This window comes from Rathayibacter rhapontici, assembly GCF_001995175.1.
In the GTDB taxonomy this organism is placed as follows: domain Bacteria; phylum Actinomycetota; class Actinomycetes; order Actinomycetales; family Microbacteriaceae; genus Rathayibacter.
The window spans coordinates 24,773-37,241 of the sequence record NZ_MUKN01000022.1 but is presented as its reverse complement, the minus strand read 5'-3'; the positions used below and the strand labels follow the sequence as shown (position 1 = coordinate 37,241).

The window sequence follows — 12,469 nt, the reverse complement described above, 5'->3', positions numbered from 1 at the left end:
TTGCGAAGGCGTGCAGATCGAACGAGGGGCACTTACCGGTGGAAGGCATGGCTGTCAGCTCACGTCCTCGAAGAGCCGTGTTCCGGCGGCGAGTGCGCCTGCGCCTGCGCGCCGCAGTGCCTGTGAGACTGCCGACTGCGAGATCGACTCTTGCTCCGCCAGCGTCTTCTGTGATGTCCCTCGCATTGTCCCGAGGACAAGTCGGCGGTCTCGAGCGCTCATCGGGGCTATGAGCGCATCCCGGGCGAGAAGGTAAGCGTTCACGGCGGCCTCCTCGAGCTTCGGGTCGTCGGGGCCCACGAACCACGACCGCGCAGTCGAAACCGCTCCGTCCTCGAGCTCATGTGCGCGGTTGATCGCAGTGCGAGCACGCCACCACGCCGGTCCATCCTGCAGACTGCCCGCGATTCCGAGCCCGATCACCCGGATCTCACCTTGACCGAGGCCGACCCGGCAGTCGACGCCGTCCGGCAGAGACAGGCGCGCATGTAGCGCCGCCCTGAGGGCAGCGGGAAGTGAGGAGTAGACCGCCTGGAACTCGTCGCCGACGGTCGGATGCAACGGCTCGATCGCGGGAACGATTTCGGCGAGCGAGGCGAACCCGGCCTCGATCTCGAGCTGGATCACGTCGCGTTGCTCCAGCTGGCGAGAGCCCACCAGATCGAGTAGAACGGCGACGACCGGTGCTTCACTCACCGGATAAACCTACAGCCAGTGCCCGGCGACTTCGCTGGATCTCAGACCCTCAAAGACAAGAGGTTACAAGAGCGGGCTGAGGGTGCCCGGCAGGATTCCCACGCGAGACTCGGACCGGCTCGATCGTCCGCAGAACTGAGGCCAGATTCATCGATCTATCTTTTACCTGCACGGCGGACAGTGTCCGCTATACCGCTCCTAAGGCCGAGTGGAATCAATTCTGTCTCGGTTTGGCTGCAGGTCCGGGCTTTGTTCGGAGATGGTAGGAAGTTAGCCTGAACTGGCGGGTGGCTCGTGTTGTCATCGTCGACGTGCACGCGCTTGACTCGGACTTCGTGTTACGGGCAGCTCCTGCATCTTCTCCTCGACCTCGGGTAACCCGAGCACGTGACGATACACACTATTTCTCGAGTCAGAAAGATCCCCCTCGACTCAATGCCCCGACAGACGTCCGCTTCCCGAAGCGGCACATCGACGGTCAACGAATGGTCCTGCAAGTACTGCCTTCTTTGAAAGAAGCATCGGAAGGCCTCGCTGCAAATTTTCGCTAGTACACTGATCCGTAATTTACGGATTATTACCGAAATCGAGCGTTCGCGGCGCTGACGAAGCTGATCAGACGAATCGAAGAACGACTGCTTGCACGGTTAAAGCAATGCTTGCGCTGCCCGCGAGTGAGATGGACCAGCTAATCAGGAGGTGTTTCGTCCAAGTGATTTTCGACATGACAACCACCTGCCGGGTCAGCTGAAGCAGAAGGTCCTCCTTCTCAAGGGCAGCAGCGAGCTTGACCTCGTTCCAGTTCTGCGCATGACCGAAGTAGATGAAGTTTCCCACCGACGCCCCAGCTGCTTGTCTTCTCCGCAATTGCGGTCGCACTGCTAGGAGAGCCAGGAGTGCGGCGACAGCGAGGACCGCGGCACTAATTAGAAAGGCTCCTTCGGCTATGGGGTTGTCGAGCAAAGCGAAAATCCGGTTCTCGGCCGTGAGGCTTATTGCGGCAGTCAGCACGACGGACTCGACGGTGAAGGCGAAGGCCGCCTTTGCGTCGACCCTCGCAGTCCAGTCCATCTGAGCCGCGTGGATCCGCCAAGCGTCTTCGACGGCCTCCTTTCGAGTGCGATCGACAGCATTCGCGGAGCGTTTGCGACTCAAGCGCTTCATTGTTCCTCTCAGAGTTTCCATTAGAGGAGAAATACTACGGAAGCCTCAGCCGCGCAGGCCGAGGACCGGCAGGAGCTGGCTGAGGTCGATGCCGTCGACGACGAGGTCGGCGCGCTCGCGCACGAGCGGCTTCGCGTTGAAGGCGACGGCGAGGGCGGCGACCGCCATCATCTCGAGGTCGTTCGCCCCGTCCCCGATCGCGATCGTGCGCTGCGCGGGGACGCCGGCGTCGGCGGCCCACTCGAGGAGCGCCGCGGCCTTCGCGTGCGCGTCGACGACCGGGCCGCTGACCTCCCCGGTCAGCACGCCGGCGTCCGACGCGAGGCGGTTCGCCCGCGCGTAGTCGAGGCCCAGCTCGCGGGCGACCGGGTCGAGCACCTCGTGGAACCCGCCGGACACCACGCCGATGCGGCCCCCCGCGGCGTGCACGCCCGCGATGAGCTCCTGCACTCCGGGAGTCACGCGGAGCCCCGCCCGGACGCTCTCGCAGACGGAGTCGGGGATCCCCGCGAGCGTCGCCACCCGTTCGCGCAGGCTCTCGCCGAAGTCGATCTCGCCGCGCATCGCGCGCTCGGTGACCGCGGCGACGAGGTCCTCGGAGCCGGCGTGCGCCGCGAGGAGCTCGATCACCTCGTCCTGCAGCAGGGTCGAGTCGGCGTCGAGGACGACGAGGAAGCGGGCAGGCGTCGCGGGACGCTCACTCATGACGGTCCGATCGGTCGGCCGCGCGCCGGTGACACCGGTCGCGCGGAAGCGCAGTGCTCTCGGCCCGCTGGGATGCTACGGGCGGACGACGACGCCCTTGCCGACCACGGTGATCCCCGAGTCGGTGACGGTGAACCCGCGCTCCCGGTCGTGATCGTGATCCACGCCGACCCGTGCGCCGGGCTCGACGACGACGTCCTTGTCGAGGATAGCGCGCACGACCAGCGCGTCCGGGCCGATGCGGACCTTGTCGAAGACCACCGAGTCGGTCACGGTCGCGTTCGACTCGATGACGGTCCACGGACCCACCACGCTGCGCTCGATGTGCGCACCCGAGATGACGGTGCCGAGCGAGACCACCGAGTCGACGGTCGAGCCCATGTTGCCCTTGCCGTCCCGCACGATCTTCGCGGGGGGCGAGTTGAGCTGCGACGAGAAGATCGGCCACTGCTGGTTGTAGAGGTTGAAGACGGGCAGCGCCGAGATGAGGTCCTGGTGAGCCTCGAAGAAGGAGTCGATGGTGCCGACGTCGCGCCAGTAGTAGCGGTCGCGGTCGGTCGATCCGGGGACCTCGTTGAGCTTGAGGTCGTAGACGCCCGCCTCGCCGCGCGCGACGAAGTCCGGGATGATGTCGCCGCCCATGTCGTGGTCGGAGGTCGACAGCTCGCCGTCGCGGATGACCGCGTCGATCAGCGCGTCGGCGTCGAAGACGTAGTTGCCCATCGAGGCGAGCACCTCGTGCGGCGAGTCGGCCAGGCCGACGGCGTCCTTGGGCTTCTCGAGGAACTCGGCGATCTTCGTCGGGACCACGCCGTCGCCGGCCTCGTCGCCCGCAAGCTGGATCACGCCGAACTGGTCGGCCAGCTCGATCGGCTGGCGGATCGCGGCGACGGTGGCCTTCGCTCCCGACTTGATGTGGGCGTCGATCATCTGCGAGAAGTCCATGCGGTAGACGTGATCGGCACCGACCACGACGACGATGTCGGGCTTCTCGTCGCGGATCAGGTTGAGGCTCTGGAGGATCGCGTCGGCGGAGCCGCTGAACCAGCGCTTGCCCAGGCGCTGCTGCGCGGGGACCGAGGCGACGTAGGAGTTCAGCAGGCCCGAGAGGCGCCAGGTCTGCGAGACGTGGCGGTCGAGCGAGTGCGACTTGTACTGCGTCAGCACGACGATCTGCGTGAGCCCCGAGTTGATGAGGTTCGACAGCGCGAAGTCGATCAGGCGGTACTGGCCGCCGAACGGGACCGCGGGCTTGGCGCGATCGGCCGTGAGGGGCATGAGCCGCTTGCCCTCGCCGCCGGCGAGGACGATGCCGAAGATCTTCTTTGACTGCATGGCTCCACAGTAGGGGGTGGGGCCCCGCCGGGAACCCCTGCTGTCGCCGGGGAGGGGGCTGTACTACGGTTCGGGGTGTGCGAGTCGATCTGCTGACCAAGGAATACCCGCCCGAGGTGTACGGAGGGGCCGGCGTCCATGTCGCCGAGCTCACGAAGGCGCTGCGCGACGACATCGAGGTCGTGGTCCGCTGCTTCGGAGCTCCCCGGGACGAGCCGGGCGCGTTCGCGTACCCGGTCCCGGCCGAGCTCGCCGAGGCCAACGGCGCGCTGCAGACCCTGGGCGTCGACCTGCAGATCGCGCAGGACGCGGCGGGAGCCGATCTCGTGCACTCGCACACCTGGTACGCGAACGCGGCGGGCCGTCTCGCCCAGCTGCTCCACGGCGTCCCGCACGTGGTCTCGGCGCACAGCCTCGAGCCGCTGCGCCCCTGGAAGGCCGAGCAGCTCGGCGGCGGCTACCGCGTGTCGAGCTGGATCGAGCGCGAGGCGTACGAGAACGCGGACGCCGTGATCGCCGTCTCGGGCGGCATGCGCGCGGACATCCTCCGCTCCTATCCGGCGCTGGATCCGGCGAAGGTGCACGTGGTCTACAACGGCATCGACCTCGACGCGTGGCACCCCGTCGAGGACGAGGCGGTCCTGGAGGGCCTCGGCATCGACCCCGCCCGCCCGTCGGTGGTCTTCGTCGGACGCATCACGCGGCAGAAGGGCCTCCCGTACCTCCTGCGCGCGGCGGCGACCCTCCCTCCCGAGGTGCAGCTCGTGCTGTGCGCGGGCGCTCCCGACACCCCCGAGATCATGGCGGAGGTCACCGCGCTGGTGCGCGGGCTGCAGGAGGAGCGGACCGGCGTCGTCTGGATCGACCGCCACCTCCCTCGTCACGAGCTCTCCGCGGTGCTGACCGCGGCGACGACGTTCGTCTGCCCGTCGATCTACGAGCCGCTGGGCATCGTGAACCTCGAGGCCATGGCGTGCGGCGCCGCGGTGGTCGGCACCGCCACCGGAGGCATCCCGGAGGTCGTCGTCGACGGCGTGACGGGCCGCCTCGTCCCGATCGAGCAGGTCACCGACGGCACCGGCACCCCGGTCGATCCCGATCGCTACGTCGCGGACCTCGCGGCGGTTCTCGCCGAGGTGGTCGCCGACCCCGAGGCGGCCAAGCGCATGGGCGCTGCGGGTCGCGAACGGGCTCAGAGCGATTTCAGCTGGACGCAGATCGCGCGGGACACCCGGGCGATCTACGACTCGCTCGTCTGATCCCTCCGCCCGCTCCCTTTAGGATGGGACGCATGCCCAGCGTCGTCTCGTTCTCCGATGTCTCCTTCGTCCGGAACGGCAAGCGGATCCTCGATCACGTCGAGTGGGCCGTCGCCGAGGAGGACCGCTGGGTCGTGCTCGGACCCAACGGCGCAGGCAAGACGTCGATCCTCCAGATCGCCGCCGCGCAGAACTACCCCTCGACCGGGACGGCCGGGATCCTCGACGAGACCCTCGGCCGCGTCGACGTGTTCGAGCTGCGCCCGCGCATCGGCTACGCGTCGACAGCGATGGCGCGCCGCCTGCCGGTGGACGAGTCGGTCCTGGACGTCGTGATGACCGCCGCCTACTCGGTGACCGGTCGCTGGAACGAGTCCTACGACGCCGTCGACGAGCGCCGCGCCCGCCGCGTGCTCGCCGAGTGGCGGCTCGACCACCTCGCAGACCGCACGTTCGGCACCCTGTCGGACGGCGAGCAGAAGCGCGTGCAGATCGCGCGCTCGATCATGACCGACCCCGAGCTCCTCCTGCTCGACGAGCCCGCGGCGAGCCTCGACCTCGGCGCCCGCGAGGAGCTCGTCGCGCTGCTCAGCGGTTTCGCGAAGGACCCGGCGTCGCCGGCGATCGTGATGGTCACGCACCACGTCGAGGAGATCCCCGACGGGTTCACCCACGCGCTCCTGCTGCGCGACGGGAAGGCCGTCGCGGCCGGTCCCCTCGCCGAGGCCCTGACCGAGCAGACGCTCTCCGAGACCTTCGGGCTGGACATCGCCCTCACCCGCGAGGACGGCCGGTACTCGGCTCGCGCCCGCCGCTGATCGAGGGCATCCGCCGCGCCGAGGATCCCCTCCGCGAGGGCTGCACGATCTGCTATTCTCGGTAGCTGGTTCGGGCCCGTTCGCGGTGCGCCCACCACCCTTCCACCCGTTCCCGTCGACGACAGGTGCGGTTCAGGACCACCAACGACAGGACATGCCCATGAAGACCGACATCCACCCCGAGTACGCGCCGATCGTCTTCCGCGACCTCGCCTCCGGTGAGACCTTCCTCACCCGCTCGACGGCGAAGAGCAGCAAGACCATCGAGCTCGACGGCGTCACCTACCCGGTCATCGACGTCGAGATCTCGTCGGCCTCGCACCCGTTCTACACGGGCAAGCAGCGCATCATGGACTCGGCCGGCCGCGTCGAGAAGTTCAACAGCCGCTACAAGAACTTCGGCAAGTAGCACGTCCTCCGAAGGGCCCTCGACCTCGCGGTCGGGGGCCCTTCGTCGTTCCTCCACGGAGTGCTAGCGTCCGGGCATGGTGTCCTTCGCCGACAAGCCGATCCTGCCGTTCGTCACCGCGGAGGAGTGGGAGGCGTACCTCGCAGGCGCCCCCGACCCCGGCGGTGTGCGGCTGAAGCTGCGCAAGAAGGCGGCCGTCGATCCCGGACTGACCTACGCCGAGGCCCTCGACGTCGCGCTCTGCCACGGCTGGATCGACGGGCAGGCCGGTGCGTTCGACGAGCAGTTCACGCTCCAGGCCTTCACCCCGCGTCGACGGGCCAGCCCGTGGTCGCAGGTGAACCGCGAGCACGTCGCCCGACTCAGCGAGGAGGGGCGGATGCGCCCCGCCGGACTCGCGGAGATCGAGCGCGCGAAGGCGGACGGCCGCTGGGACGCGGCGTACCGGCAGAAGGGGGCGGACGTGCCTCCGGACCTGCTCGCGGCTCTGGCGGCGGATCCCGCGGCGCTCGCGTTCTTCGAGACGGTGGGCGGGCAGAAGCGGTTCGCGTTCCTCTTCCGGCTGCAGCAGCTGAAGCGGCCGGAGTCGCGCGAGCGCCGGATCCGCGAGTACGTGGCGCTGCTCAGGGAGGGGCGCACGCTGACCTAGACGGCGTCAGTGGCGCACGGGCCAGGCGCCGTCGGCGACGAAGGCCTCGTCGCGCACGCGGCGCATGTACTCCTGGAAGGACTCGGCCTGGTCGCGGCACCAGTCGATCTGCAGCGCGTGCAGGGCGTCGGCCCCCACTCCGAGCTCGTCGGCGAAGGCACGGCCGAGGGCCTGGGCGACCCGGCCGGCCGCGACGGCGTCGGCTCCTGCGTCGTGGGCCTCGGTCAGGCTCACTCCGTAGTGCTCGGCGGCGAGGGTGAGGGTGCGCTTGCCCTTGCGGTAGCGGTCGACGGCCTTGTCGATGACGAGGGGATCGACGACCGGGCTCGGATCGATCAGCACCGGCACCCCCCAGCGCCGCGCCTCGTGGGCGAGCAGCGAGAGGTCGTAGGGGGCGTTGTAGACGACGACCGGGACGCCGCGGGCGAGCAGCGAGCGCAGCGCCTCGGACACTTCGGCGACGACCTCGCCGGCGGGACGGCCGTGCCGGCGCGCGTGCCCGGTGCTGATGCCGTGCACCGCGCTGGCGCCGGCGGGGATCTCGACGCCGGGATCGGCGAGCCAGGTGGTGCCCTCGATCGGCTCGCCGTCGGCTCCGATCACCCCGACGTGCGCGGTGACGATCCGGCTCGTCCGGACGTCGATGCCCGTGGTCTCGAGATCGAAGACGGCGAGGAGGTCGAACCAGGGTGCGCCCTCGGCCGGGGCGAGCTCGGCGGAGGCCGGGGCGGCGCGATCCTCCTCGAACGGCGCGCTCTCGAAGGCGCCGTCGTCGAACAGGGTCGGCTCTGTCGCTGCGGTGATGCTCACGCGGACAGCCTAAACGGGGCCTCCGACATCGGTCGGAGGCCCCGCGGCGTGCTCACGGTCGCGAGCGGATCAGCGGTCGTGGTCCGTCTTCGCGACGTGCAGCCAGAAGAAGCCCTGCGTGCCGAGCGTCATCGTGAGGGTGCCGTCGGCGGAGAAGCCCGGGAAGCGGCCGCCGCCGAACAGGTCGGTGAGCGCGGAGCCGGGGTTCTCGGGGTCCGTGATCGTCACCGACACCGGGTTGTGATTGAAGCTGAAGACGCAGAGCACCTCCTCGGGCTGGTCGCCCATGGCGCTGCCCGACCCGGCGTAGTCGCGGACGAAGGCGAGCACCGACTCGTGGTCGGTCTCGAGCACGCGCATGGAGCCCAGGCCGAAGGCCGGGTGCCCGCGGCGCACGTGCAGCACGTTCCGCATCCAGTGCAGGAGCGAGCGGGACTGCGCGAGCTGCGCCTCCACGTTCACCTGGTTGTAGTGGTAGACGAGCGACTGCACGATCGGCTGCACGAGCTTGCCGGGATCGGCGGCCGAGAAGCCGGCGTTGCGGTCGGGCGTCCACTGCATCGGCGTGCGGGAGGCGTCGCGGTCGTTGAGCCAGATGTTGTCGCCCATCCCGATCTCGTCGCCGTAGTAGAGGAACGGGCTGCCCGCGAGCGAGAAGAGGAGCGCGTTGATCAGCTCGAGCTCGGCGCGGGAGTTGTCGAGCAGCGGCGCGAGGCGGCGCCGGATGCCGATGTTGGAGCGCATCCGCGGGTCGTAGGCGTACCAGCCGTACATCGCCTGGCGGTACTCCTCCGAGACCATCTCGAGCGTGAGCTCGTCGTGGTTGCGCAGGAACACGCCCCACGCGGCTCCGGTGGGGATGTCGAAGGTCTCGGACAGGACCTTCTTCAACTCGTTCGCCGTCTGCGCGCGGAGCGAGTAGAAGATGCGCGGCATGACCGGGAAGTCGAAGGCCATGTGGCACTCCGGCTCCTCCTCGGTGCCGAAGAACGCGGCGACCTCGCGAGGCCACTGGTTCGCCTCCGCGATCAGGATGCGGCCCGGGTAGTCGCGGTCGACCATCTGGCGGAGGTTCTTGATGAAGTCGTGCGTCGGTGGCTCGCCCTCGCCGTTGCCCTCGTCGGACTCGTAGAGGTAGGGGATGGCGTCCAGGCGGATGCCGTCGACGCCGAGGTCGAGCCAGAACTTCACCACGTCGTGGATCGCCTCGTGCACGGCCGGGTTCTCGAAGTTGAGGTCCGGCTGGTGCGAGAAGAAGCGGTGGAAGTAGAACTGGCGGCGCTCGGAGTCGAAGGCCCAGTTCGAGTCCTCGGTGTCGACGAAGATGATGCGGATGTCGGGGTAGCGGTCGTCGGTGTCGTTCCAGACGTAGAAGTCGCCGTAGGGGCCCTCGGGGTCCGAGCGCGACTGCTGGAACCACTCGTGCTGGTCGCTCGTGTGGTTGAGCGGGAAGTCCATGACGATGCGCATGTTGCGCTCGTGCGCCTTGCGCACGAGATCGCGGAAGTCCTCCATGGTGCCGAACTCGGGGAGGATCGCCTTGAAGTCCGAGACGTCGTAGCCGCCGTCGCGCAGCGGCGACATGTAGAAGGGCGGCAGCCAGAGCGCGTCGATGCCGAGCCACTGCAGGTAGTCGAGCTTGGACGCCAGTCCGTTGATGTCCCCGGCGCCGTCCCCGTTCGAGTCGTAGTACGACCGGATCATGACCTCGTAGAACACCGCACGGCGGTACCACTGGGGATCGAGGGCGAGTCCGGGGAGTTGGATCGGCGACGTGAAGCTCACGGTGCTCCTTCTGCTGCTGCCTGAGCGGATGACCGTCACGGAGGACGGGGCGGTGCGTCGCGAAGCGAACGCGTCCTCATGCTCCCGGCTCGGATCGGGGCCACGCAAGGCGTTGCGGCGAGAAGTTCCGGCGGCTTTGCCTACGATGGGGACCGAGATGACCGCCGCTTCGCCTTACGCCGCCGACCTCGGACGACTCCCGATCAGGGAGGCCTCCGCGGCCGTCCCGGGGGCGTCCACCGCCTACTGGAGCTACGGCTCGGACGACGCGGCGACGGTGATCGTGCTCGTGCACGGCTTCCGCGGCGAGCACCACGGCCTCGAGCCGGTGATCGCCCGCCTGCTCGCGGGAGGGGCGGACGTCCGCGTGGTCGCCCCCGACCTGCCGGGTTTCGGCGCGTCCCCGCCCATGACGGCGCACGCGCACGACGTCGACGGCTACGCGGCCTGGCTGGGGGAGTTCCTGGACGTTCTCGGACTGCGCGGCGAGGCCGTGGTCCTCGGCCACTCGTTCGGCTCCATCGTCGCCGCGGCGGCCGTCGCGGCGGGGCTGCCGACTCCGCTGCTGGTGCTCGTCAATCCGATCGCGGCTCCCGCCCTCGCCGGACCTCGGGGAGTGCTGACGCGGCTCGCGGTGCTCTACTACCGGCTCGGAGCGGTGCTGCCGCGGGCTCTCGGGTACCGGCTGCTGCGCGATCCGCTGATCGTCCGCGTGATGAGCCTCTCGATGGTGAAGACGAAGGACACCGGCCTGCGGCGCTTCGTGCACGATCAGCACGACCGCTACTTCAGCGCCTTCGCGTCGCGCGACACCGTGCTGGAGGCGTTCCGCGCCTCGGTCTCGCACGACGTGAGCGAGTACGCGGCGCGCCTCGCGGTGCCGACGCTGCTGATCGCGGCGGCGCAGGACGACATCACCCCTCTCGCGGCGCAGCACCGCCTGCTCTCGGCCCTCCCGCACGCGCGGCTGCACGTGATCGACGGGGTCGGCCACCTCATCCACTACGAGACGCCCGACGAGGCAGCCGCGGTCCTCCGCGACGCCCTCGAGGAGGGGATCGACCGATGAGGATCGTCGTCGACTGCCGCTACACCCGGCTCGAGCGCCACGACGGCATCAGCCGCTACACGTCGGAGCTCGTCCGCGAGCTGTCGGTGCTGCACGACGTGACGATGCTGATCAGCGACCGCCGCCAGCTCGCGCTGCTGCCCGATCTGCCGTGGGAGAGGGTGACGTCGCCGACCGGTCCGTTCGAGCCGTTCGTCGCGCTGCTCGTGAACCGGCTGAAGCCCGACGTGGTCTTCTCGCCGATGCAGACCATGGGCTCGCTCGGGCGGCGCTACCGCCTCGTGCTGACCGTGCACGACCTCATCTACTACAGCCACCGCACACCCCCGCGTGAGCTGCCCCTGCCCGTCCGCGGCCTCTGGCGGCTGTACCACCTGTCCTGGTGGCCGCAGCGCCGGCTGCTCCAGCGCGCCGACGCCGTGGTGACGGTGTCGGAGACGACGCGCGAGCTGATCCGGGAGCACGGCCTCACGACCCGCCGGGTCGTGGTCGTGCCGAACGCGGCTGGCGAGCCCGACGAGGCCGGCGCCGCGCTGGCCGCGTCGCTGCCCGATCGCTCCGATGCCCGCTCGCTCGTCTACATGGGCTCCTACATGCCCTACAAGAACGTCGAGACGCTCGCCCGCGCGATGCGGCTGCTGCCGGACTACGAGCTGCACCTGATGAGCCGGGCGAGCGACGAGACCGTCGAGACGCTGCGCTCGCTCGCGCCGACGGCGAAGCTGGTCTTCCACCAGGGCGCGGACGACGCCACCTACCGGTCGGTGCTCGCCCGGGCGACCGCTCTCGTCAGCGCGAGCCGCGACGAGGGGTTCGGGATCCCCCTGGTCGAGGCGATGGCGCTGGGCACCCCCGTCGTCGTCAGCGACATCCCGATCTTCCGGGAGATCGGCGGCGACGCGGCCGTGCTGGTGGATCCGACCAGCGCCAAGGACGTGGCGAGGGGTGTCCGCTCGCTCGAGGACCCGGCGGTGTGGGCGGAGCGGTCGGCGCGGTCGCGCGAGCGCGCGGCGGCCTACTCGTGGCGCGACTCCGCCCGGGTGCTCCTCGAGCTGCTGACCGGGCTCGGGCGGCGCTAGGCGCCGGTGGCGGTGATCCCGCTGTCGTCGGGTCCTAGGGAGCGGTGGGGCTGAGGACGTCGTCGAGGTCGGCGTCCACGACCACCACGTCGCCGGAGTCGTCGAAGGCGACGATGCGCAGCGCCCCGTCGACGATCGCGAAGTCGTGCCGCGAGCCGTTGCCGACGGTGATGCCCTGCGGCGGCAGCGCGTCCTCGCTGAGCGCGCGGAGGAGGCTGCCGATGACGGCTCCGTGCGTCGCCACGATCACCCGCTGGTCGGGGAAGCGCTCCGCGACTTCGAGCAGAGCCTCGGTCGCCCGTGCGACCACCTCGGCGCGGGTCTCGCACCCCGGGATGCGCTCGCCCTCGATGCCGCCGGGGAAGAGCGCGCGGAGATCGTCCGCCGTCATGCCCTCGGCTTCGCCGTAGGCGCGCTCGGCCAGCCCGGGCACGACGAGGGGCTCGTCGAGGCCGAGACCGCGCGCGATGACGGCGCCCGTCTCGTAGGCGCGCTGCAGAGGACTGGCGACGACCGCGTCCCACTCCCGCTCGCCGAGGATCCGCGCGGCGGCGCGGGCCTGCGATCGGCCGGTGTCGTTCAGCGGGATGTCGCTCGCGCCCTGGATGCGGCGCGCCGCGTTCCAGTCGGTCTGGCCGTGGCGGACGAGGGTGAGCTGGGTCACGGGAGCCTCTCGAGGTGCGGGGAGGGG

The 12,469-nt window shown here is 69.5% G+C and carries 13 protein-coding genes; 6 read left to right on the top strand and 7 right to left on the bottom strand.

What is annotated here, in order from left to right; all coding sequences use genetic code 11:
* Positions 1 to 54: 54 nt before the first annotated feature.
* The 4 genes from B0T42_RS08815 to B0T42_RS08800 all read right to left on the bottom strand — a co-directional run bounded on the left by B0T42_RS08815 (position 55) and on the right by B0T42_RS08800 (position 3,900).
* Positions 55 to 696, bottom strand: a complete 642-nt coding sequence (locus tag B0T42_RS08815; RefSeq protein ID WP_077222827.1) for a SatD family protein — start codon at positions 694 to 696, stop codon at positions 55 to 57.
* 615 nt (positions 697 to 1,311) lie between these two features.
* On the bottom strand, positions 1,312 to 1,860 hold the full coding sequence (locus B0T42_RS08810) for a Pycsar system effector family protein (protein ID WP_476748434.1): 549 nt from the start codon (positions 1,858 to 1,860) through the stop codon (positions 1,312 to 1,314).
* A gap of 45 nt (positions 1,861 to 1,905) precedes the next feature.
* Positions 1,906 to 2,565, bottom strand: a complete 660-nt coding sequence (gene serB / locus B0T42_RS08805) for a phosphoserine phosphatase SerB (protein ID WP_077222825.1) — start codon at positions 2,563 to 2,565, stop codon at positions 1,906 to 1,908.
* A 75-nt stretch (positions 2,566 to 2,640) separates the two neighbouring features.
* Entirely contained in the window at positions 2,641 to 3,900 is a 1,260-nt protein-coding gene (locus B0T42_RS08800; protein ID WP_055792030.1) for a glucose-1-phosphate adenylyltransferase, read from the bottom strand.
* A gap of 77 nt (positions 3,901 to 3,977) precedes the next feature.
* On the opposite strand from B0T42_RS08800, the gene glgA reads away from it, so the two are divergent.
* The 4 genes from glgA (at position 3,978) to B0T42_RS08780 (ending at position 7,035) form a co-directional block, all read left to right on the top strand.
* On the top strand, positions 3,978 to 5,159 hold the full coding sequence (gene glgA, locus B0T42_RS08795; RefSeq protein WP_077222824.1) for a glycogen synthase: 1,182 nt from the start codon (positions 3,978 to 3,980) through the stop codon (positions 5,157 to 5,159).
* Positions 5,160 to 5,191: 32 nt separating this feature from the next.
* Positions 5,192 to 5,977 carry an ABC transporter ATP-binding protein gene (locus tag B0T42_RS08790; RefSeq protein WP_077222823.1) on the top strand — a complete coding sequence of 262 codons (786 nt, stop codon included), beginning with the start codon at positions 5,192 to 5,194 and terminating at the stop codon, positions 5,975 to 5,977.
* A gap of 160 nt (positions 5,978 to 6,137) precedes the next feature.
* On the top strand, positions 6,138 to 6,386 hold the full coding sequence (locus B0T42_RS08785) for a type B 50S ribosomal protein L31 (protein ID WP_055792039.1): 249 nt from the start codon (positions 6,138 to 6,140) through the stop codon (positions 6,384 to 6,386).
* Between the two features lie 76 nt (positions 6,387 to 6,462).
* The gene (locus B0T42_RS08780) at positions 6,463 to 7,035 is read left to right on the top strand and encodes a YdeI/OmpD-associated family protein (RefSeq protein ID WP_077222822.1); all 573 of its coding nucleotides are present in this window, start codon (positions 6,463 to 6,465) and stop codon (positions 7,033 to 7,035) included.
* Between the two features lie 6 nt (positions 7,036 to 7,041).
* Here the strand turns inward: B0T42_RS08780 and B0T42_RS08775 are convergent, their stop codons facing one another.
* Together B0T42_RS08775 and treS are read right to left on the bottom strand one after the other, a co-directional pair.
* Positions 7,042 to 7,839: a 3'-5' exonuclease gene (locus tag B0T42_RS08775; RefSeq protein WP_077222849.1), complete on the bottom strand. Its 798-nt coding sequence runs from the start codon at positions 7,837 to 7,839 to the stop codon at positions 7,042 to 7,044.
* 75 nt (positions 7,840 to 7,914) lie between these two features.
* Complete coding sequence (gene treS, locus B0T42_RS08770) at positions 7,915 to 9,630, bottom strand: maltose alpha-D-glucosyltransferase (RefSeq protein WP_077222821.1); 1,716 nt, start codon at positions 9,628 to 9,630, stop codon at positions 7,915 to 7,917.
* 157 nt (positions 9,631 to 9,787) lie between these two features.
* On the opposite strand from treS, the gene B0T42_RS08765 reads away from it, so the two are divergent.
* Positions 9,788 to 10,699, top strand: coding sequence for an alpha/beta fold hydrolase (locus tag B0T42_RS08765; RefSeq protein WP_077222848.1), 912 nt, complete (start codon positions 9,788 to 9,790; stop codon positions 10,697 to 10,699).
* Complete coding sequence (locus B0T42_RS08760) at positions 10,696 to 11,778, top strand: glycosyltransferase family 4 protein (protein WP_077222820.1); 1,083 nt, start codon at positions 10,696 to 10,698, stop codon at positions 11,776 to 11,778. The genes B0T42_RS08765 and B0T42_RS08760 overlap by 4 nt, the downstream gene beginning before the upstream one ends.
* A 34-nt stretch (positions 11,779 to 11,812) precedes the next feature.
* Here B0T42_RS08760 and B0T42_RS08755 read toward each other — a convergent pair whose 3' ends face one another.
* Positions 11,813 to 12,442: a histidine phosphatase family protein gene (locus tag B0T42_RS08755; RefSeq protein ID WP_077222819.1), complete on the bottom strand. Its 630-nt coding sequence runs from the start codon at positions 12,440 to 12,442 to the stop codon at positions 11,813 to 11,815.
* Between the last annotated feature and the right edge of the window lie 27 nt (positions 12,443 to 12,469).

Excerpts from the sequence above, each read along its gene's own strand:
- B0T42_RS08785 (WP_055792039.1), top strand. The coding sequence starts at position 6,138 with ATGAAGACCGACATCCACCCCGAGTACGCGCCGATCGTCTTCCGCGAC.
- B0T42_RS08790 (WP_077222823.1), top strand. The coding sequence starts at position 5,192 with ATGCCCAGCGTCGTCTCGTTCTCCGATGTCTCCTTCGTCCGGAACGGC.
- B0T42_RS08765 (WP_077222848.1), top strand. The coding sequence starts at position 9,788 with ATGACCGCCGCTTCGCCTTACGCCGCCGACCTCGGACGACTCCCGATC.
- serB (WP_077222825.1), bottom strand. The coding sequence starts at position 2,565 with ATGAGTGAGCGTCCCGCGACGCCTGCCCGCTTCCTCGTCGTCCTCGAC.
- B0T42_RS08780 (WP_077222822.1), top strand. The coding sequence starts at position 6,463 with ATGGTGTCCTTCGCCGACAAGCCGATCCTGCCGTTCGTCACCGCGGAG.
- B0T42_RS08760 (WP_077222820.1), top strand. The coding sequence starts at position 10,696 with ATGAGGATCGTCGTCGACTGCCGCTACACCCGGCTCGAGCGCCACGAC.
- B0T42_RS08800 (WP_055792030.1), bottom strand. The coding sequence starts at position 3,900 with ATGCAGTCAAAGAAGATCTTCGGCATCGTCCTCGCCGGCGGCGAGGGC.
- B0T42_RS08810 (WP_476748434.1), bottom strand. The coding sequence starts at position 1,860 with ATGAAGCGCTTGAGTCGCAAACGCTCCGCGAATGCTGTCGATCGCACT.